The 21,608-nt window shown below is 58.5% G+C and carries 18 protein-coding genes; all 18 read right to left on the reverse strand.

The features are described 5' to 3' along the window. Positions 1-32 precede the first annotated feature (32 nt). The gene (locus QN062_RS02670; RefSeq protein WP_369342519.1) at positions 33-809 is read right to left on the reverse strand and encodes a TlyA family RNA methyltransferase; all 777 of its coding nucleotides are present in this window, start codon (positions 807-809) and stop codon (positions 33-35) included. After that, a complete protein-coding gene (locus QN062_RS02675; RefSeq protein WP_369342067.1) occupies positions 796-1,041 on the reverse strand; it encodes a hypothetical protein in 246 nt (81 codons plus the stop codon). The genes QN062_RS02670 and QN062_RS02675 overlap by 14 nt, the downstream gene beginning before the upstream one ends. Then, positions 1,034-2,119: an HAD-IIA family hydrolase gene (locus QN062_RS02680; RefSeq protein ID WP_369342068.1), complete on the reverse strand. Its 1,086-nt coding sequence runs from the start codon at positions 2,117-2,119 to the stop codon at positions 1,034-1,036. The genes QN062_RS02675 and QN062_RS02680 overlap by 8 nt, the downstream gene beginning before the upstream one ends. Before the next feature lie 43 nt (positions 2,120-2,162). Next, positions 2,163-3,242, reverse strand: a complete 1,080-nt coding sequence (locus QN062_RS10070; protein WP_404984659.1) for a hypothetical protein — start codon at positions 3,240-3,242, stop codon at positions 2,163-2,165. After that, a complete protein-coding gene (locus QN062_RS10075; RefSeq protein WP_404984661.1) occupies positions 3,203-4,549 on the reverse strand; it encodes a hypothetical protein in 1,347 nt (448 codons plus the stop codon). The genes QN062_RS10070 and QN062_RS10075 overlap by 40 nt, the downstream gene beginning before the upstream one ends. A gap of 170 nt (positions 4,550-4,719) precedes the next feature. After that, positions 4,720-6,048 (reverse strand): tyrosine--tRNA ligase, encoded by a 1,329-nt coding sequence (gene tyrS / locus QN062_RS02690; RefSeq protein WP_369342069.1) that lies wholly within the window; start codon positions 6,046-6,048, stop codon positions 4,720-4,722. A 234-nt stretch (positions 6,049-6,282) separates the two neighbouring features. Next, positions 6,283-7,722 carry an argininosuccinate lyase gene (gene argH / locus QN062_RS02695; protein ID WP_369342070.1) on the reverse strand — a complete coding sequence of 480 codons (1,440 nt, stop codon included), beginning with the start codon at positions 7,720-7,722 and terminating at the stop codon, positions 6,283-6,285. Between the two features lie 216 nt (positions 7,723-7,938). Then, the gene (locus tag QN062_RS02700) at positions 7,939-9,177 is read right to left on the reverse strand and encodes an argininosuccinate synthase (RefSeq protein WP_369342071.1); all 1,239 of its coding nucleotides are present in this window, start codon (positions 9,175-9,177) and stop codon (positions 7,939-7,941) included. 90 nt (positions 9,178-9,267) lie between these two features. After that, positions 9,268-9,861, reverse strand: coding sequence for an arginine repressor (locus QN062_RS02705; protein WP_369342072.1), 594 nt, complete (start codon positions 9,859-9,861; stop codon positions 9,268-9,270). A 157-nt stretch (positions 9,862-10,018) separates the two neighbouring features. Next, positions 10,019-10,984 (reverse strand): ornithine carbamoyltransferase, encoded by a 966-nt coding sequence (gene argF, locus QN062_RS02710; RefSeq protein WP_369342073.1) that lies wholly within the window; start codon positions 10,982-10,984, stop codon positions 10,019-10,021. Between the two features lie 101 nt (positions 10,985-11,085). Beyond that, on the reverse strand, positions 11,086-12,375 hold the full coding sequence (locus tag QN062_RS02715; protein ID WP_369342074.1) for an acetylornithine transaminase: 1,290 nt from the start codon (positions 12,373-12,375) through the stop codon (positions 11,086-11,088). Continuing rightward, positions 12,362-13,318: an acetylglutamate kinase gene (gene argB / locus QN062_RS02720; RefSeq protein WP_369342075.1), complete on the reverse strand. Its 957-nt coding sequence runs from the start codon at positions 13,316-13,318 to the stop codon at positions 12,362-12,364. The genes QN062_RS02715 and argB overlap by 14 nt, the downstream gene beginning before the upstream one ends. Positions 13,319-13,397: 79 nt before the next feature. Further along, a complete protein-coding gene (gene argJ, locus QN062_RS02725) occupies positions 13,398-14,567 on the reverse strand; it encodes a bifunctional glutamate N-acetyltransferase/amino-acid acetyltransferase ArgJ (protein ID WP_369342076.1) in 1,170 nt (389 codons plus the stop codon). Further along, positions 14,564-15,655 (reverse strand): N-acetyl-gamma-glutamyl-phosphate reductase, encoded by a 1,092-nt coding sequence (gene argC / locus QN062_RS02730; RefSeq protein ID WP_369342077.1) that lies wholly within the window; start codon positions 15,653-15,655, stop codon positions 14,564-14,566. The genes argJ and argC overlap by 4 nt, the downstream gene beginning before the upstream one ends. 82 nt (positions 15,656-15,737) lie before the next feature. After that, positions 15,738-16,583, reverse strand: a complete 846-nt coding sequence (locus QN062_RS02735; RefSeq protein WP_369342078.1) for a DUF4190 domain-containing protein — start codon at positions 16,581-16,583, stop codon at positions 15,738-15,740. A 112-nt stretch (positions 16,584-16,695) separates the two neighbouring features. Then, positions 16,696-19,323 carry a phenylalanine--tRNA ligase subunit beta gene (gene pheT / locus QN062_RS02740; RefSeq protein ID WP_369342079.1) on the reverse strand — a complete coding sequence of 876 codons (2,628 nt, stop codon included), beginning with the start codon at positions 19,321-19,323 and terminating at the stop codon, positions 16,696-16,698. 6 nt (positions 19,324-19,329) lie between these two features. Continuing rightward, the gene (gene pheS / locus QN062_RS02745; protein ID WP_369342080.1) at positions 19,330-20,397 is read right to left on the reverse strand and encodes a phenylalanine--tRNA ligase subunit alpha; all 1,068 of its coding nucleotides are present in this window, start codon (positions 20,395-20,397) and stop codon (positions 19,330-19,332) included. A gap of 107 nt (positions 20,398-20,504) precedes the next feature. Next, positions 20,505-21,389, reverse strand: coding sequence for a TrmH family RNA methyltransferase (locus tag QN062_RS02750; RefSeq protein WP_369342081.1), 885 nt, complete (start codon positions 21,387-21,389; stop codon positions 20,505-20,507). Positions 21,390-21,608 lie beyond the last annotated feature (219 nt).

Consider the following 21,608-nt stretch of genomic DNA (forward strand, 5'->3'; position numbering starts at 1 on the left):
CGAAGGTCATGCTGCACGAGGGGACGTCAGACTCAGGCGACTCGAAATTCCAGCCAGAGCAGGTATTCCCTGTTGCCATGCGTGCCCTCTATCGGCGACGGGGCAGAGCCGCGCACCGAGAAGCCGTTGCCGCGCGCGCAGTCGACAACGCTGCGCAATGCCTCTTCTCGGAGTGCCTCACTCTCGACTATGCCGTGATGTCCCAGACGTTTCCGTCCGACCTCGAACTGCGGCTTGACGAGGAATATGCAAGTGGCATCTCGTCGCAGGAACGATGCTATTGCCGGAATGACGTAGGTAAGCGAGATGAACGAAACATCCGAGACGATGTATCCGGGATCGAAGGGCAGATCCTTGGCACAGACGTCTCGAATGTTGAGACCATCCATCTCAAGGACGCGGGAATCGGATGCTATGCGCTCGTCCAGCTGACCATGTCCGACGTCCAGCGCCATGACCCGCCTGGCACCACGCCGCAAGAGGAAATCCGTGAATCCACCCGTGGATGCGCCGATGTCCAGGCAATCCATATCCCTTGCGTCGGGAAGACCCAGCGGGGTGAACGCCTCGAAGGCACCGGCCAGCTTCAACGCGCCGCGGGAGACATAATTCTCACCAAGATCGACCGAAATCCTGTCCTCGACGCTCACAGGAAGGGAGCTCTTGGTGACGATGCGCGAATTCACCTGGACCTTCCCGGTGGCTATGGCCTGCTGCGCCTTGGTTCGTGACCGTATGAGACCTCGTATGACAAGCTCTTGGTCCAGCCGCGTCACCGACTGAGCTTGCGTGCCATCAGTGTGACGCATCATCCAGCTCTTGCTGCAGCTTCTTCAGCACGGAGGTGAAGGTCTGCACCTGATCGCCCAGCTCCGCCCCCTCGATGTTCGAAAGCTCGGGAAAGCGCCGCTCGATATCATTGCCGGGCGTGTCATTAGTCTTCGCGGATGACCTCGCATCCATGGCTTGCGCGGATGATCCCGCGTCCATGCCCGCCTGTCCCAGAGCATCGCCGTATGTCGAATCCACGAACTCACTCACCCCGCGAGCCTGCATCGATTGCCTGTTCGATGGATGTGACATCGATCAGATTCGCATCCATGCCACCATCCATGGCTTCCCAGACGGCGCAACTTGCCGCACGCAGGGCATCCAAGCCATCATAGGAACCCATTGCCTCGTCGGAGGCATCAAGTTCGAACAGGGTGCCGGTGCGGCGAACCACACAACCGCGGCAGCGCCACTCCCCTTCGCCCAGTCGTGTCGCTGCGGGGTGAGCCATGTCGAGCCCAAGCAGGTCGCGAGCGATGAACGTGGGCCTCTGCATGGATGAGGCAGTCATGATCATCCTTGGCGTGGCAACACCGGTAAGGACCACCAATGAATCGTAGTCACCGCGGTTCGCTGCCTCGATGTCGGTATCGAGACGATCGCCGACGGGGAGGCACGCGTCGCCTGGAATGGGCTGATCCGTATGGGAGAAGAGCGTTCTCGCCTCGTCATACATCGCAGATTCGGGCTTGCCTGCCGAATCGAGCGGATGCTTGCCCGTCGTTTCGATTATCGGCAGCTGCATTGCACCGTTTCCGGGAGCGATGCCCTGTTCACGAGGAATCGTCATGTCACGGTTGGTGACGTAATATTCGGCTCCCTGCTCGATCGCATAGGCTGCCTGTGCCAGCTCGTCAAAGCTCAGATCCTTGTGCCATGACTGCAGGACGGCATCCGGGTGGGCACGGGCATCGTCAACCACCTCGAAGCCCGACTTGCGCACCTCGTCACGAAGATGCTCGGCGCCGACAATGAGCACCTTCGCGCCGGTCGCAAGATGGTGGGTCAGCATTCTTGCCGCGACGATCGCGGAAGTTATGATGTCGGAACCGTCGGCATCCACGCCGAGACCACGCAGCTGTTCGGCCACGGTGTCGGGGAATCGCGAAGGATTGTTGGTCGTGTATGACGGTCTCATGCCCTCCGACTGAGCCTTGGCAATGCCTTCGGAGGCATGGACCACCGGATCGTCGCCTCGATACACCACCCCGTCGAGATCCAGGAGAGCGAGGGCATAGCGCCGTGCCAGAGGCTGTTCGCTTGCTTTGAGACACCTTGTGTGATTCATCGTCATCAACCTTAGTCGTTGTCAGCGTTAGTCGTTCTCAGCATCAGTCGTTGTCAGCGTCAGCACTTTCGGAAGGCTTCTCGGCGGCCTGAGAAACAGCCGCTTCACTCTGCGATGCCGCGTCTTCCTGGGATTCGGTTCCTTCAGTGCTGGCTCCGGTCCGATGATCGGAAGGCTCTGCGGTCTTTTCGGTGAGTTCGGCGTCCGATGGCTCAGCCTCAGAAGACACATCTTCAGAAAACACTGGCTGGGAATCATTGGACGTTGCAGAGTTTCCGGAAGCTACAGCACTCTCAGATACTCCAGCGCTCTCAGGAGATTCAGCGCTCTCAGAAACCCCGGCATCCGCCGCTGATTCTCCGTCGGCATGACGGGCATCATATGAACGTTCACGAGGCGAATCGTAGCCGCCACGACGGTTCGAACGGCGATCATCCTCTGCTTCGATGCCAAGCGATTCCAGATCGCTGTCCGAAATCTCCTCCAGATCGTGATCCACCACGATATCGTCGGCGGATTCGTCATCGTCGGCATCGGCATACTTCGCTTCGAGCGCGTCAAGAAGATCATCGAGTCCTGCAGCCTCGTCAGCCTTGCCCGCCTGCTCAAGGAAGTTCTGCTGCGCCTGGACGGCGCGCATGCGATATTCCCCCGAGAGCCCCTTGGCCTTGGCCAGGGTGGCCACCGTCTCTACCGCCTTGTCCATCAGACCAAGGTCCGCCAACGCGCCCGCATAGACGAGGAACATCTCTGCCTTTGCCTCGCCGCGAAGCTGCTTGCCCTCGTCGGAGGAAGCGACATCCAATGCCTTCCTCGGATTGCCCAGGCCGCGTTCGCAGTCGGCGATGAATGGAAGATAGTCCAAATATCCGTTCATGCGGAAAGCCGTTCTGAACTCGCGCATGGCCAGCTTGTATTCACCCTGACGATACGCGATGAAGGCGAGCGTCTCACGTGCGATGTCGACTCGGGAAGCCTGCCGGGCAACCCACTTCGCGTGGTCGAGCGCAGCCTTGGGATTATCCTCCTCAAGAGCATAGGCGGCCAGCATGTGCAGGCCGGTATTCTCCGCGTGCTCCTTGCTCAGACCTCGCAGATGCTCCTTCTCGTCCTTGGAAAGCATCGACCATTCCATGCCGCGCGGCATGCGTGGCTCGTCCGGACGACGATCCGTATACGGGTTCTGCGATGGGAAGCTGATCGTGCCATCGGAATTGCGACGTGGCAGGTCATGGCCATGCTCGTCGCGACGATAGGCATTATCGGAGCCTCGGCGGTCGAAACGCCTTCCATCACCGTGCTCGCGGCTGCCCCCGGCTCTTCTGTCAGAATCACGATGTTCGAAATGGCGGCCATTATGGTCATTGCGATCAAAGCGGTCATTGCCTCGACGGTCATTACGATCGTAGCGATCATTGCGGTCGTAGTGGTCATTACGATCATTGCCTCGACGGTCATCACGGCGATCGCCATGGCTGTTGGAACGGTCGAAATGGCGGTCATTACGATCATTACGGTCATTACGGTCGAAGCGACGATTGCCGTAGCTGCGGCCGCCGTCACGATTGTCACCACGCCTATCGAAGCCGCGGTGTTCAGAATTACGATGCTCGGAATTACGGTTGCCGTAGCTGCGACGCTCACCGCCACGATTCTCGCTGCGATTGCCGCGGCGGTCATCATTGCCATAGTTCTTGCGGAAGCTGCGACGCTCGCCACCCTCACGGCTCTCGCCGGGAGATTGACGTCTGTTAGAGAAACGACGGTCGGCGTTGCCGCCGCGACGGTCTGCGTTGCCGCGACTGTCGTTTCCTCGGTTGCGGCTATCGAATCGACGGTCTCCCGAATGGCGTTCGCCTGAATTGCCACGCCCCTCGAAGCCACGACGATCGCCATCACCGCGCTGATCATTGCCGCGTCGGTCATTGCTGAAGCGGCGCTCACCGTAATCGCTGCGGCGTTCACCTGATTTTCCATGCCCACCGAAGCCACGACGATCGCCATCGTTGCGTCTGTCCCCATCACGCCGGTCGTTGCCAAAGCGGCGGCCACCTGCATTTCGGCGGTCCCCGCCGAAACGACGACCACCATTGCCACCCTCGCCACGCGAACGGCCATGTTCGAATTGACGTGAGTCACCGAAATGACGTTCGTGACTGTCATGGCTCCTATGCTCACCCGATGCATCAGGGTTCTCGGAGTTGAAGCTCCGGCCTTCCTGCCTGCGGCGATCGCCTGACGGTCCACGCGAACCGTAGCCGCCACGCGATGATGAGTCTCCATGGGAATGCGAGTTCCTGCGCGGGCCGAAACCCGAACGGGAAGATGAATGATTGCTGTCCGAACGACCCCTATAGGATCCTCTTGACTGATTCCCGCCAGCTCTGCCGCGTCCTCTGTCTTTTCCCGACTGCCCTGAATTGCCTTCACGCTCTGCCATATTCAATCCTTATTCCATACCTTGTCCGGCATCCCAATGATGCCAACGCGCCTGTCGTCCATGCTGAGACGTCACCGCACACAATCACTCACTATTTTCTTGTTGCCGCTGCATGATCCTTGGATCTCGACTCATCGAGGTCGCAAGACATCGAACGGCACTAGCCCTGCAGGCGAACGGCTCCTATTGTTTTCTTTCCCCTGCGAATCACTGCGAATCCACCTTGCAGAAAGTCTTTGACACCAAGTTCGGCGTCGGTGTCTTCGACACGGGCGTTGTTGACATACATGCCACCCGATGTGATGATTTTACGCGCTTGCGAGACGGAAGCAAACAGGCCTGCGCTCACAGCGGCCTCCACGATGCGTTCACCGGTCGCGGCTTTGGCGAAGTCCGGCTCGCTTCCATCGGTGGACGGCACCCTTACGCCTTCCAACGAGGCCTCCAAGGTATCCGCATCGATCTCACGCAGGTCCGCTCCACGCCCGAACAGCGCCGAGGCGGCATCGATCGCCTGCTGGGTCGCATGCTCACCATGGACGAAGCTCGTCACCTCCCATGCAAGCGTCCTCTGCGCATGCCGCGCACCAGGATCCTCGCTCACCTCTGCCTCAAGCTGCTCGATCTCGCTCTTGGGAAGGAAGGTGAAGTACTTCAGCAGTCTGATGACCTGATCGTCAGGCTGGTTGAACCAGAACTGATAGAAGCGATATGGACTGAGCATCGTCGCATCAAGCCAGATTGCGCCACCCTCTGACTTGCCGAACTTCTTGCCCTGGGCGTCGGTGATGATCGGAGACGTCATCACGCTCACGTTCTCGCCACGCACCTTGTGAATCAGGTCAAGGCCACTGACAAGATTGCCCCACTGGTCATTGCCCCCCAGCTCAAGCACACAGCCGTGACTGTCGAAAAGATGCAGGAAATCATTGCCCTGCAAGACCTGATAGCTGAATTCCGTGAATGAGATCCCTTCGTCTGAATTGAGACGACGAGCCACGATATCCTTGTTCAGCATGGTTCCGAGTCGGAAGTTCTTGCCGACGTCACGCAGAAAGTCGATGACCGACATCTTGCCAGTCCAGTCAAGGTTGTTGACGTACTGCACCGCATTGTCGCCATCCGAAGAGAGGAAACGGCCTATCTGGTCACGAAGGCGCTCGACCCAACGTTCGACGGTCTCAGCCGGGTTGAGCGTTCGCTCACCCGATTCGCGGGGATCGCCGATCAGTCCCGTCGCTCCCCCGACAAGCGCATATGGGCGATGCCCTGCGGCCTGAAGATGGCGCATGTTGATGAGCTGGACGAGATTGCCGATATGGAGCGAGGGAGCTGTGGGATCGAAGCCTGCATAGAAGCTGATCGGCTTGCCATTGAGCGTCTCATAAAGACGTGTTTCATCAGTGTGTTGAGCTATGAGACCGCGCCATTGCAATTCGTCAGACAACGAGTCGAAGCCTGCCTGCCTGTAGTCCGTAACCTGCACCATGTTCTGTGCCACTCCCCTTGTCGTGAGAAAACCGCGAATAATCGCCACGCCAGTATGTCAGAGAGCAGCGACACGCGGAAGGCATGCGCTGGGCGGCATCCGAAGCGGCCGGGAATGGATTGCTGCGGTCGCTTTCAGGGGTGCCTGCCCGGAGATGCCTGCTTGAAACGTCATTGCAGCCATTGCTTCAGCAATTGTTCCAGCTGATTCTCGCAAGAGGCCACCATCATCCGTCTACTGCACGGAAACCCACTGTGAAAGCGTTTTCATCTGTGCCTCAGCGTCCTCGATCTGCTCGGCGACGCGTTCGGGAGCGGTTCCGCCCTTGCCATTGCGTGCCTTTACAGACCCTTGGGTCGTCAGAACCTCGCGAACCTTCGGTGCAAGTCCGGCATCGACGAATCCATCGAAGATCTCGACGAACTCGTCATCCGTCAGATCCCAGAGTTCCTCTCCCTGGCCTTCCGCCCTCTTGACGCAGGCACCGGAAAGCTCATGTGCATGGCGGAAGGGAACGCCGTTCTTCACCAGCCACTCCGCGATGTCGGTCGCGAGCGCAAATCCGGTCGGGGCTTCCTCTTCGAGACGCTTGCCGTCGAATCGCAGCGTAGCGACCATGCCAGAGAAGGCAGGCAGCACGACTTCAAGAGTGTCCACCTGATCGAACACCGCTTCCTTGTCTTCCTGGAGGTCACGGGCATAGGCAGTCGGCAATGCCTTCAGCGTCGTCATCAATCCGGTGAGGTCACCGATCAGTCGGCCGGCCTTTCCACGAGCGAGTTCGGCGATGTCAGGATTCTTCTTCTGTGGCATGATCGACGAACCAGTCGAATAGGCATCGTCAAGACGGACGAAGGCGAATTCCTGGGTGTTCCAGATAATGATCTCTTCGCTCAATCGGGACAGGTCGATGCCGATCATCGCAGCGATGAATGCGAATTCAGCGACCACATCGCGAGAGGCCGTTCCATCTATAGAGTTATCGGTCACACGGGAGAAGCCGAGATCATGCGCGACCGCCTGCGGGTCAAGGCCAAGCGTGTTCCCTGCCAGAGCACCAGAACCGTATGGGCTCGCATCCGCACGCGCATCCCAGTCGATCAGCCGTTCGACGTCACGGAGCAAGGGCCACGCGTGGGCCATGAGCTGATGCGCGAGCAGAACGGGCTGCGCGTGCTGCATATGCGTTCGCCCGGGCATGACGGTCGTCCCTGCTGTCCGTGACTGCGCGATGATCGATTCCACAAGCGTCAGCACATCCCTTGCCACGGACCGGGCATGACGACGCAGCCACATGCGGATAAGGGCCGCGATCTGATCGTTGCGCGAACGCCCTGCACGCAGCTTGCCACCCAGCTCGTCACCTGCGATTTCAAGAAGGCCACGCTCAAGGGCCGTGGCCTCATCCTCATCGGATTCCTGAGGAACGAAAGCGCCGGTGTCGACCCTGCACTGCAGCTCATCGAGAGAGGATTCCATCCGGTCGAGCTCATCCTCGGTCAGCAGTCCGGCTCGCGCCAGGGCTCGGGCATGCGCCCTCGAACCGGTGATGTCGTCATCCGCGAGACGCCAGTCGAACTGCGTGGACTTGCTCAGTCTAGAAAGCTCAGGAGAAGGGCCCGAACTGAATCGGCCTCCCCATAACGCAATTGATTCATGACCTTGCTGAGCCATATCTACGCACCTATCCTTAAAGCTTGTTGCTGCCGTTGCACTGCACATCATCGCATGGCCGCTGCGACCTTCGCCACAGCACTGCACATCCTGCACTCGATGCTAGCGCAGCCCCGATTCTGGGGCTGCGCCACACATCCTCATCCCGCCACAGGTTCGGCGTGATTCATCGATGGCCTCACGCCTGCAGCATGGCGGCGTGAGGTCTGACATCGATTACTTGACGTCGCCCTGCGGCACTTCGACGGCGTTGCCGAACTTGACGTCGCGGGCTGCGGCGACCTTGCTCGGAAGGCCATAGATCTCGATGAAGCCGTTCGAAGCCTTCTGATCGAAGGAGTCGCCGGTCTCATAGGTTGCAAGCGAATAGTCATAGAGAGAGCTGTCGGAACGACGTCCGGTGACGACGGCACGCCCGCCATGCAGACTCATGCGAATCTGACCGGAAACGTATTCCTGCGTGTCCTTGATGAACGCGGTCAGCGACTTCACGGCAGGTGAATACCACTGTGCATCGTAGACCAGCTCGCCCCAGCGCTTGTCGATATCGCGCTTGATGCGGTGCTGTTCACGTTCGAGGCAGCAGTTCTCAAGCTCCTCATGGGCTGTGATCAGGGCAATCGCACCTGGTGCCTCATAGAGCTCACGCGACTTGATGCCGACAAGACGATCCTCGATCAGATCGATGCGACCGATGCCCTGCGCGCCTGCGCGGCGATTCATCTCTTCGATCGCCTGCAGCGGCGTTACATCCCTGCCATCGATCTGAACGGGAATGCCCTTCTTGAAAGTGATCGTCACTTCATCCTCGACCGGGGGGAATGCCGGATCGTCGGTGTACGAATAGACGTCCTTGGTCGGCGCGTTCCACGGGTCCTCGAGATATCCGGTCTCGATTGCACGACCCCAGACATTCTGATCGATGGAATAAGGGCTCTTCTCGGTCTGCTCGATCGGAAGCTTGTGCTCCTTGGCATAGGCGATCTCGACGTCACGCATCAGCCCAAGGTCACGAATCGGGCTGATGGCCTTCAACGTCGGATCGATGGACATGATCGAGACCTCGAAGCGAACCTGGTCGTTGCCCTTGCCCGTGCAGCCGTGCGCAATGGTGTCGGCACCGAACTGATGCGCAGCATGGACCAGATGCTTGGTGATCAATGGCCTTGAGATTGCAGACACGAGAGGATACACGCCCTCATACATCGCATTGGCCTGAAGCGCCATCATGCAGTATTCGTCCGCGAATTCATCACGTGCGTCGACGACATACGACTCGACCGCACCACATGCCAAGGCTCGCTGCTTTATGGTCTCCAGGCGCTCGCCACCCTGACCGACGTCCAATGACACAGCGACGACGTCCTTGCCGGTTCTGTCCTTCAAGTACGGAATGGCGACGGAGGTGTCGAGACCTCCCGAATATGCCAATACGATTCTGTTCCTGTCACTCATAGCAACCCTTCCGATCTGTGTTTCACATTTATTATTCATGTACAGCATGTCATTTGCGTAAGCGCATGGCGGCTACGCAAGAGGATATGATTACGGCCTTGCCTTGGCTCCGGCGTGCCCTGACTCACCTCCGGAGGCAAGAAGCAAGAACCACTCGGCCCTGGTCTTTGCGGTCTGTGCATCCGCAGCAATTGCCATGACCGTGTCATCACCCGCAATGGTGCCGACGATGCCCTGGATTGACTGGCGGTCAAGGACGCTTGCCACATATTGCGCGGCGCCCGAAGGGGTGTGGATGACCACGAGATTCTGCGCTGTCGCCACGGATGTCACCAGACCCGTCAAGGTTCTTGAAAGCTGTTGCTCATAACGGTTCAAGACGTTGCTCTCTGTGTCGGACTGCTCATCGATGGCAGCCCTGACAGTCGGGAATTCTCCAGACAGCGCCGATTCAGGAACAACATATGCGAAGGATCCGTCTGCCATGCGCTGCTTGCTCGCATGCATCTCATCAAGGTCTCTGCTTAGTGTCGCCTGAGTCACCTCAATGCCCTGAGTAGCAAGAACCTCGGCCAATTGCTGCTGGGAGGTGATGGCAGAGCTTGAAAGCGCCTGCTGAATCGCACTGTGCCGTGCGGTGCGCGTCGGCGGTCTGCGAAGCCCCGAGTATTCCTCGTCACTCATTCGTCACCTCCTGTCTGTCGCATGTGCATTGCGACGATCGTCGTTCCCAAGTGTTCCTGCCTGTGCCTTGCCGTCGGATTCCTTCTTCACATCGATTCGAAACCCATCGATTCATAACCCATCGATTCGAAACCCCTCGATTCGGCATGCAGAAGCCTCAGCCAAGCAGGCTTTCATCTCCACGCTGCTTGCCAATCAGCCAGGTCATCAGCGCCTTCTGCGCGTGCAGGCGGTTCTCGGCCTCGTCCCACACGACGGATTGTGGGCCGTCTATGACCGATGCGGTGACCTCCTTGCCCCGGTATGCCGGCAGACAGTGCTGGAAGAGTGCATTCGGGGCAGCGCGGCTCATAAGCTCATCGTTGACCTGATAGTTCCAGAATGGCTTTGAGCGGGTCGCGTATTCACTTTCCTCACCCATCGAGACCCATGTGTCGGTGAAGATGCAGTCGGCATCCCTTGCCGCCTCGTTCGGATCCGTGGTCACCAGAATGGAACCGTGGTTCCTTTCTGCGATCGCCTTGGCCTCCTCGACGATCCCAGGGTCTGGCAGATAGCCATAGGGACCGGCGACGGCGACATGCATTCCTGCGGTCGCGCCGGCAAGCAGATACGAATTCGCCATGTTGTTCCCCGCGTCGCCAAGATAGGCGATGCGCTTGCCTGCCAGCGCATCGACGCCTCCGCGATGCTGGGCGATCGTGAGAAAGTCGGCGAGGACCTGGCATGGATGGAATTCATCGGTCAGCGCGTTCACGACGGGAACGGTGGCGTATCTGGCCATTTCCTCGACTCGGTCCTGACCGAAGGTCCTCCACACGATGGTTGAGGTCATGCGAGTGAGCACGCGTGCGGTATCGGCAACCGGCTCTCCCCTGCCCAGTTGGGATCCTCCCTTATCGATCACCAGCGGATATCCTCCAAGTTCGGCGACGCCCACGGAGAAGCTCGAACGAGTTCTGGTGCTTGGCTTGTCGAAGAGAATCGCGACAGCCTGCGGACCCTCGAAAGGTCGCGCGTGGAAACGATTCTTCCTGAACTTCATGCCCAGTCTCAGAATCTGCAGCTGCTCGTCATGCGAAACGTCGTCATCGCGCAGCATATGCCGTAGAGGTGCTGTCATCTCCATCTCTTCCTTTCATTTCCCTTCGGCATGCATTCCCCTGCCCACATGCCTTCAATGCACTTACCGCGGCTGATGTGGCAGTCATCAGCCATCGAGCGTCAGTCGTCTGCCAGATCCGAAGGAACCCTGGCAAGCGTCTCGACGCAAGAGTCGACGTCATCGCCGCTGACCACCAATGATGGTGCCAGACGCAATGCATTCGGAGCTACCGCATTGACGATCAGACCATGCTCCAATGCCCAGTCCACCACCGCGTGCGCGCAAGGATGCGCAAGCAGAACGGCATTGAGCAGACCACGGCCCCTGGTCGCCACGAACAGCGGATTGTCGCAAGCATCCAAGGCATTCCTAAGCTGGATGCCACGCTCCTCGGCATTGGCGACCAATCCATCCTCCTCGATGATGTGCAGAGTCGCCAAGGCGGCTGCAGCGCCGAGAGGGTTGCCGCCGAAGGTCGAACCATGCAATCCTGCCGAATACATGCGCGAAAGCTTCTCACCAAAGGCGATCATGCCTCCCATGGGGAATCCTCCTGCAACGCCCTTGGCGAAGGTGACCATATCGGGCTGGATGCCTCCGCCCAGGTCCTCTCTCTGGAAGGCGAACCACGAACCGGTGCGTCCGATGCCGGTCTGCACCTCATCCACGATCAGGAGCGCGTCATTGCTGTCGCACAATGCCCTCACACCTTGGACATACGACGGGTCGAGCGGCAGCACCCCAGCCTCTCCCTGAATCATTTCGATGATGACAGCCGCAACGGGTCCCTCTGCATACTTTCCAGCGCCCGTGCGTGCGAAGGCATCGTGCATGGCATCGATATCGTTCGCATCTACGAATTCGACGTCTGGAACCAATGGTTCAAAGGGTGTGCGGATGGCGGGCTTCCATGTCGCGCTGAGCGAACCCATCGTGCGACCGTGGAATCCATGCTTCAGCGCGATGATCCGAGGACTTTTGCCACCCATGACCGTGTGCGCGTTCGGCAGTGTCCGACCATAGAGCTTCGCAAGCTTCAGGGCCGCTTCGTTGCCTTCAGTTCCGGAATTGCCGAAATACACATGTGAGCCCTTGGGCGCGCCGGCAAGCTCTATCAGCTTCTCGGCCAGCCTGATCTGAGGCTCGGTCGCGAAGTAGTTGCTCACATGCGCCGCCTTCTCGGCCTGCGCCGTCAGCGCGGCGATCCAGCGTGGATCCGCGTAGCCAACCGAATTGACGGCGATGCCCCCGAGGAAGTCGAGATATTCGTTTCCGTCCACATCCCAGACGTGCGTCCCCTTGCCATGATCGAGCACGCGCAAGGGCTTGCCGAAGACGTGCATGTGCACATCCTGATATTCGTCGAGCAATTGCTCGTCAAGCTTGCCGACCTTTTCAACTGCGGACATATGAACTCCTCATCTCTATGCCATCCTGCGGCACGACCATCGTTCCGATTCCCGCTGAGGTGAATATCTCATTGAGCAGCGAGTGGGGCTTGCGGCCGTCGATGATGTGTGCCTGGACGACTCCTCCGTCCAAGGCACGCACGCACGCCTCCATCTTGGGTTTCATGCCAGTCTCCAGATCGGGGAGCATGTCCCTCAGGTTCTCGACACCGATCCGACCAATCAAAGAATTCTCATCCGGCCAATCGGCATAGAGACCGTCGATGTCCGTCAGAATCAGAAACTTGGATGCGCCGACCGCCGCAGCAAGGGCCGCCGCCGCAGAATCAGCATTCACATTCAGCACCTGCATGGGATTCGTCTCATCCGGAGCGACCGACGACACCACAGGAATCCTGCCTGCGCTTATCAGATCCTCCACCGCCGAGGCATCGACGCTCACCACATCACCAACGAGTCCAATGTCCGTAGGAACACCGTCGATCATAGGCTTTCGCTGCATCGCCGAGAACAGTCCCCCATCCTCGCCGGAAAGGCCCACTGCGTATGGGCCATGGGCGTTGATCATGCCGACCAACTCGCGGGACACCTTGCCGGTCAGCACCATACGCACGACGTCCATGGCCTCGGGCGTCGTGACGCGCAGTCCGCCCTTGAACTCGGATTTGATTCCCAGCGCCTTCAGCATTCTGGAAATCTGCGGACCGCCGCCATGCACGACTATCGGGTGCAGGCCCACCTGGCGCAGAAACACCATGTCTTCCGCGAAGCACCGCTTGAGATGCTGATCGACCATCGCATTGCCGCCGTACTTGATGACGATGCGCTTGCCAGAGAATTCCTCAAGCCACGGCAGTGCCTCGATAAGCACCTCTGCCTTCTGGTCGGCTCTCAGATCAGTATGCACGTCGAAATGAAAGCCCGGACCCTTGATCTCGCTCATATCGTCGGCCTCGTCACATTCTGTGGATTCATTCGTCTTCGTTTCGTAATCGATGTCGATCCCCTGTTTCCTCGATGCTTCATGATTCGTAGTCTGAGTTGATTCGTACATATTCATGAGTCAAGTCGTCAGTCCATATCGTTCCCTGAGATTCACCTGCATGCAGATTGATAACGATGTCGACGTGTCGTGGAGTCATGTCGACGAGTGAACGGTCCTGGCCCGGCTTGCCGCCGTCGCAGACCCTGACTCCGTTGATGTCGACCGTCACCTGGTTCGGGTCATATGGTGCGATGGATTCGGGGACGGTGCCGACGGAAGATACGACCCTTCCCCAGTTGGGGTCGTTGCCTGCGATCGCGCACTTCATGAGATTCGATGACGCGACGGCGCGGGCGCAGGCCAGGGCGGCCTGCTCGTCACTGGCACCGATGACGGTCATGTCGACGTCGTGCGAGGAACCCTCACCGTCGCCGACGATCTGATGGGCCAGGGATGCACATGCCTGGGCGACGGAATCCTTGAATTCCTCGATGTCCGGAGTCACCCCGCTGGCACCTGAAGCCATCAGGATAACCGTATCGTTGGTGGACATGCAGCCATCGACGTCAATGCGGTTGAAAGAGGTCTGCGTGCCCCGGCACACGGCGTCATGGGCCTGTTTTGGCGTCACCACGGCATCCGTCGTAAGAATGCATATCATCGTGGCAAGCTGCGGGGCTATCATGCCCGAGCCCTTGACCATGCCCCCGACACGATATCCGGATCCCTGAATCTCGACCGTCTTGGGCTTGGTGTCGGTCGTCATGATGGCATGTGCGGCATTGTCTCCTGCCTCAGCGTCTTCTTCCATGGCCTCGTAGGCGTCATGAACGCCGTGCAGCACATGGTCGAGAGGCAGCAGTTCGCCTATCAGACCAGTCGAGGCGACGGCTATGTCCGTATCCTCGCAATGTGCCATGCGCGCGAGTTCGTGTGCGGTCTGCGAGCTCTGCTCATATCCCGCCTGACCGGTGCAGGCATTCGCACCGCCGGAATTCACCACAATGCCCTTGAGATGTCCGTCCTGAATCGCGATTCTTGACCACTGAACGGGTGCCGCGCAGAAACGGTTGGGAGTGAACACCCCTGCAGCGGCGTCGAGAGGGCCTTCGTTGACGACGATTGCCAGATCGCGCTTACCTTCGTGCGTCGATATTCCTGCAACGACTCCAGCCGCCTTGAAACCCTGTGCAAATGTGACGCTCATGGAGCTACTCCTATCGTTGTCAAACCAGTGATCTCGTTAAGATTCAGGGCGATGTTCAGCGACTGGATCGCCTGCCCGGCTGTGCCTCGATTGAGGTTGTCGATCGCGCAGAAGGCATAGAGTCGCCCGGAGGTCCTGTCCACCGCCACCTGAACATGCGCGCAATTGGAACCCAGGACGTTCTGCGTTGCAGGCATCGCTCCCTGCGGCAGCAGCCTCACGAAGGTCTCGTCGGCATAGAGATCCTGCCAATATGATCTGATCGCCTCATCGCTCAAGTCCCAGGCCTTCTCGCTGAGACGGGCGGAGACCGTGGCAAGGATTCCACGGCTCATCGGAACCAGCATCGGAGTGAAGCCAAGCGAGATATCCTGCCAGCGTGCACCTTCGCGTCCGGCAGCGTGCGTGAGATTCTGCAGCATCTCGGGAATATGCCTATGCGTGCCGCCGACGGAATATGGCGTCGCGGAATTGAGGGCCTCTGCAGCGAGCAGATTGCTCCGCTTCAGGTTTTTCCCAGCACCGGAATAGGCGACGGCCAGATCCGCGACTATGTCCTTCTCATCAATGAGCCCATATGCGAGGGCTGGCTGAAAGGCGAGGGTAACGGCAGTGACGTTGCAGCCGGGTCCGGCGATCCGTCGTGCACCGCGCAACAGGTTCCTCTGCTTCGACGGCGATCCGTGAACGTTGCCGGAAATCATCTCGGGCATGCCATATATCCACGAGTCGTAATACGGTCCGCCATAATAGCGGTCCCACATGTCCCGTTCCTCGAGTCTGTGGTCAGCGCCGAGGTCGACGACCACGGACGCATCGTCCAGTTTCTCCGCCAACGCGCCCGAAGCGCCGTGCGGCAGTGCCAGAATGATGATGTCGTGCCCATTGAGCACTTCCGGAGTCGTGTCCTGGACTTCCAGATCGGCGAGGCATGGGATGTGAGGAAGATATTCGCCAAGCCTATGCCCTATCGAGGAGTGCCCCGTGACGCAGGTGACCTCCATGTCTGGGTGCGAAGCCAGAATGCGGAGAGCCTCTCCGCCCGCATAGCCTGTGGCCCCCGCCACGGCAACTGAATAATGTGCCATGCATAACTCCAAAGCTGTTCAGGTGACATGTCTTGTCAACCAACTGGCAATAGTATATACATGTATGCACGACAATGCATAATTATGCAGAAACGGAACTTCCGGACGTTCCGGTCGTGCTCCCGATCCAGCTATAGATGTCCTGGTACAGCTGGCTTGCGTCGATGTGATTGATCCACATCCATATCACCAATGCCGAATACGCCAGGTTGATCACAATCGCCGCAATCGCCAGCCCTTTGCCCCTCATATGGAAGAAACGCGTTCTGTAGACCGATATCGCGCCCATGATCGCAGGCATGAACGGGAATGGGAAGAACAGCGCAAGAATGAAGGAAAGGATCGCGTATGGATCCCAGCGGCCATAGAGAGGGTTCTGGTTGGGATCGTTCGGATCGATGGTCGGATACATGCCGCGTCTGTTGAGATTGCGGTCATTGCCGAACTGAGTTGACTGAGGATTCGGAGCCCCACCTTGGCGAGGATCTCCATTCATGCCGTTCCCGCCTTGGTTTGCGTTGTTCGGAGCGCCATTGCCAGGCGCACCGTTGCTCCCACCATTGCCTGGTCGAAGATAGGGATTGCCTGCCCACAGACCCTGGTTCTGACGGCTTTGCGCAGGCGCCGGCTTGGCCTCGGCCTTCTGCTCGGGTTCGGGAGCGCCAAAGACATATGGATTCCAGCCCGGATATTGGCTTGCCATCGCACCATATTCCGGCTTCGGACTGCTCTGCGGCTTCCTCAGCACATTCTGATTCTGCACGTTCTGGTCCTGCGAATTCTGGTCCTGCACGTTCTGTTTCTGCGGATTTTCGATCGGCCGATTGCCGCCATTGTCCGGTTGCTGCTGCATTGGAGCATTCGGTTGCGGAACACCATAATTCCCAGACGGCCCTACCTGACCTGGGTTACGTTCACTCGAGCTCATTGATACCGTCCCCTTGTCGTCGTACCAAGTATAAGCCATATATAACAAATATCCGGCGATATAGGTAGATACTATGTCGCCGGATAGATAAGAGGAAACCGCAGTTCCTTCCTCACGCTCTCAGCACAGCGCCCAGATCCTTTGCAGAATCGACAATATTCTTGCGTATGCGCTCGCTGTCCTGCGAAGTCAGGGTCTTCTCTGCAGACCTGAAGGTGACTGAGAAAGCCAGGGACTTCTCGTCATCGCCCACCTGATCGCCCGTGTAGACGTCGAAGAGCTCTATGGATTCAAGGTCGTCGCCTGCGGACTGTCGTATGCAATTCGTCAGTTGCTCGGCGGTGACGGTCTTCGCAACCGTAAAGGCCAGATCCTGACGGACTGGCGGGAACGTCGAAATCGGACGTGCCTGCACCGGCCTGTCATCGACGGCTTTGAGCAGTTCCGTCACGTTCAGCTCAAAGGCGGCCGAATGCTCGGGGAAGTCCAGCGCCTCGTTGACGTGGGGATGAAGCTCACCGACCATGCCGATGATGGAACCATCTGGCAGAACCACATGCGCGGCACGACCTGGATGCCAGGACGGCTCCACGTTCTCGGGCTGCGGCTGCACCAGAGACAGGTGGGCGCCGATGCGGTCCGATATGCGACGGACGATCTCGACTGCATCGGTCCAATCCACCGGACGGTTCTCTCCCAGCCAGCCGTCATGCTCAGCCTGACCGGTAAGAATGCCAGAGACGTGCAGCGGCTGCTGAGGAAGACCTGCGTCCAGCGCACGCAGATGATCGTCATCCGGCCTGACTCCCCCAGGCAATGCTGGGATTGCGGGAGCCTTCGGATCCCAAAGGAATACCGAGCCAAGCTCATATACACCCACATTGTGCAATCCACGGCGTATGTTGCGTTGGGCGGTCAAAGCGAGGGTCATGAGCAATTCACGGCGAAGATATGGTCTGTCACCTGCCAAGGGATTCTGAATCTCAACGCTTACCGGTTCGATCTGATCGGGATCGACGCAGAACGCCTTGAAGTCCTCATCGCCCACGAACGGGTAGCTCAGCGTCTCGACGAGACCGTACTCAGCCAGGGTGTCTGCAATCCAGCGTCGTCGCAGCTGCTGCGAAGTCAGACCGCTCCTGCCAAGCACAGGTGCGGAAGGGACCTTGACGGGAATCTGGTCATATCCGACGAGTCGGGCGATCTCCTCGACCAGGTCGCACGCCTCGGTCAGGTCGGGTCGCCAGGTAGGTGGCGCGACCAGGAATTCCCCATTGCCACCGCCACCGAGACGGCAGCCGATGTCCTGAAGAATCGATGAAATCCTGTTCAGGTCTATGCTGAGGCCGGAAAGCCGGGCGACCTCCCTGGCCTTGAAGTGAATCGGCTTGGGAGCCTTGGCATTGTTCACATCGGTGACGCTTGAAGAGGATTCTCCCTGCCCATAGTGAACGAGCATGTCCACGGCGAGCTGTGCCGCAGCGGGCTGAAGCATCGTGTCGACTCCGCGCTCGAAGCGTCGTGACGCCTCTGAAGGCAGCTTGTGCCGGCGCGCCGAACGAGCGACGGTGATCGGATCGAAGTGTGCTGATTCGATCAGGATGTTCTTGGTTTCCTCGGTGACTTCGCCATATTGGCCACCCATGACCCCTGCAAGTCCGAGAACGCGTGAAGCCCTGTTTCCATCAGGCGAATCGGTTATCAGCAGATCCTCCGAATTCAGCTTGCGTTCCTTGCCGTCAAGCGTCACCAGGGTTTCGCCTTCGGCGGCCCTGCGGACCACTATTGGCATGGAAATCTTGTCAAGGTCGTATGCGTGAAGAGGCTGACCAAGATCCATCATCACATAGTTGGTCACGTCGACGGGCAACGACAGGCTTCTCATTCCTGCACGTACAAGACGTCGGCGGATTTCATGGGGCGTATGCGACTGAGATGCATCGTATCCATGGATGGTTCTGGCGTAATAGCGATCGCAGCCGACCACATCATGTATGGGATTGTCATCGTCGATTTCGACGGAAACCTCCGGATGGCCTTCCTGAGCATCCTCGGACATGGTCCTGGGCTGCTTGGGCAGCTCCCTGTTCAATGCGAGCACAGGATCGGTGAACTCGGCACCGGTGGAGTTATGGTACTCACGCGAGACTCCACGGTAAGAGAATGCATATCCACGGTCCGGAGTGATGTTGATCTCCAGGATCGGATTGTCGAGATGAAGCAGATGCATGACGTCATCGCCAGGCTTCAACGCGTCATACTGCTCCTTGCTGAAACCGTATTCGCGGAGCAGCAGAATGCCGTTGTGCTCCTCACTCAGGCCCAATTCACGTTCGGACGCGCACATGCCGTCAGACACATGGCCATAGGTCTTGCGTGGCTCGATCTTGAAGTCTCCCGGAAGCACCGCACCGGGAAGTGTGACGACGACCTTCTCGCCTGCCGCCATGTTCGGCGCTCCGCAGACGATGCCACGTGGCTGAGGATTGCCGTCATCGTCCCTGTCGTTGTATTCGTCACCGACATCGACCTTGCACCAGTTGATGGTCTTGCCATTCTTCTGCTCCTCCGGCTCGGCGGAGACCACATATCCGACGACGATCGGTCCGAGGATCGTGGAGCGATGGATCATCTCCTCCTCGAGCCCGACACGAACGAGATCCTTGGCAAGCTGTTCATATGTAAGATCGGCAGGAAGCTTCACATGCTCCGTGAGCCAATCAATGTCAACCATTGGCATGACTGATCACTCTCCCATAACGAATTGACGGCTGAAACGCACATCGCCCTCGACGAGGTCGTGCATGTCATTGATGTCATGACGCAGCAGCAGCGTGCGTTCCATGCCAATGCCGAAGGCGAAGCCCGCATAGACATCAGGGTCGATGCCGGCCGATTTCAACACATTGGGGTTGACCATGCCACATCCGCCCCATTCAATCCAGCCTGGGCCACCTTTCTTGTCGGGGAACCACAGATCCATTTCGGCACTCGGCTCAGTGAATGGGAAGTATGACGGACGCAGACGCGTGCGCGCGTCCTTGCCGAACATCGCGATGGCAAGCTTATCGAGAACGCCCTTCAGGTCTGCCATCGTGAGATCCTTGTCGACTGCGATGGCCTCGCACTGATGGAACACTGGCGTGTGCGTGGCGTCAAGCTCGTCGGTCCTGAATACGCGGCCGGGGCATGCCACATACAGCGGAACTCCCCTGCTGAGCAGCGAACGAGCCTGCACGGGCGAGGTATGGGTGCGCATGACCATGTTCGAACCGACGAAGCCGGCGGCATCCTTGGCCTGATTCCCCTTGACATAGAAGGTATCCTGCATCTGCCGCGCAGGGTGGTCCGGCCCGAAGTTCAGAGCATCGAAGTCATACCACTCAGCCTCAACCTCGGGCCCCTGGGCTATCTGCCAGCCCATGGAGACGAAGAAGTCCTCAACGTCTTCGAGCAGCTTCGCCAATGGATGCCGCGCACCGATGGGATTGCGGCGAACCGGCAGCGTCATGTCGACGGCCTCGCGGGCCAGCTCATCGCTCTCCTCCTTCGCCGCAACCGACTCCATACGACTGGAAAAGGCTCGGCCGAAGTCTGCCCTCAGCTTCCCCATCAGCTTTCCGGCATCCTTGCGTTCCTCTGCCGGAAGGGACTTTATCGACCTGCTCCCCAACGTCATCGCAGAATCCGCGCCGGCGTATTGCGTTCTGAGCCCATTGAGCTCTTTCGTACTTGAGGCTTCCTGAATTTTGCTGATTCCCTCGGCAACCTGTGCCTTGATCGCGTCAGCGTCGAACGTTGCAACGTCTGCCAACTTCGGACCTTTCCTCAATTTACGGTTCTCGCGTCCGCAGCGTCTTCCTAGGCGCGCGAACAGATGGTCTCAGCAATCCCGATGGATTCCAGCGACCCTGACAGAATTCATATTCTTTCAACATGACTCGACATAGCAAGGGTGTGCAGCATGATTGCGGCGCTCGTTGCAAGATTCAATGATTCCGCCTTGCCATACATGGGAATGAAGACGATCCTTTGACTCTGAAGCAGCATCGATTCTGGCAGACCGCGGGCTTCGTTGCCAAAGAGAATCACCCTGGATTCCTTCTTATCTGTTGAGCCTGCAATGAGCGTGGGCAACGACTCGGACTCCCTGCCTTCCACTCCATGCACATCCGCAGCCACCACAGCGATGTCCGCATCATGCATAGACTGCAGGAAGCCCTCGGCGCTCATGGCGATGATGGGAATATGGAATATCGATCCGGCGGTCGAACGTATCACTTTCGGATTCAACGCATCCACACAGTCATCGACGAAGATGACGGCAGCGCATCCTGCTGCATCCGCAGCGCGAATGACGGTTCCAGCGTTCCCAGGATCGCGGATCTGCCAGAACGCCGCGAGCGTCAGCGGTGCATCACGATGATCGGACTCCAACACGTCATGGAGCTGCGATTGCATCGTCTCGCCTTCGGCGACTGCGACGATTCCCTGGGAATCGTCGCTTATCTGGCTCATCACTGCGTCGCTTACATAGTGAACATATATCTGCGGGATGTTCGGATGCCGAAGAATGCGTGCAATGACCTCCGTCACAGCTCGCCTATGGTCTGTATCGCCCTGTTGCGACTGAACATAGAGATCCTTGACGATCTTCGGTCGGCATGCCACAAGCTCTCTCACTGACTGGGGACCTTCCACAAGAAACAGCCCGGAACGCTGTCTCGCCCTGGATTGCGAAAGCCGTGCGATCCGTCTGACGCGATCGGCATGCGGATTATCCATGTATTCAGTCGAGAAAGGCATGGCTCTCAGTCTAAGCTCCCCCAACAACACAATGATCTACACTGCGGAACGACCTCATGATTTTGCATGCCTTCCGAGGCCGAGTGGCAGGAATACGGTACGGTTCGGCAATCTTAGGGGAAATTTCCGATGATCCCTTCACCGCAGCAGAGACAGATGCATTCCCTGGAAATTATCGAACTCAGGAAACCTTAAGAATTCTTTGGGATTCATTTAAGC

Origin of the sequence: Bifidobacterium sp. WK012_4_13 (assembly GCF_041080835.1) — a bacterium.
Taxonomy (GTDB): domain Bacteria; phylum Actinomycetota; class Actinomycetes; order Actinomycetales; family Bifidobacteriaceae; genus Bombiscardovia; species Bombiscardovia fermentum.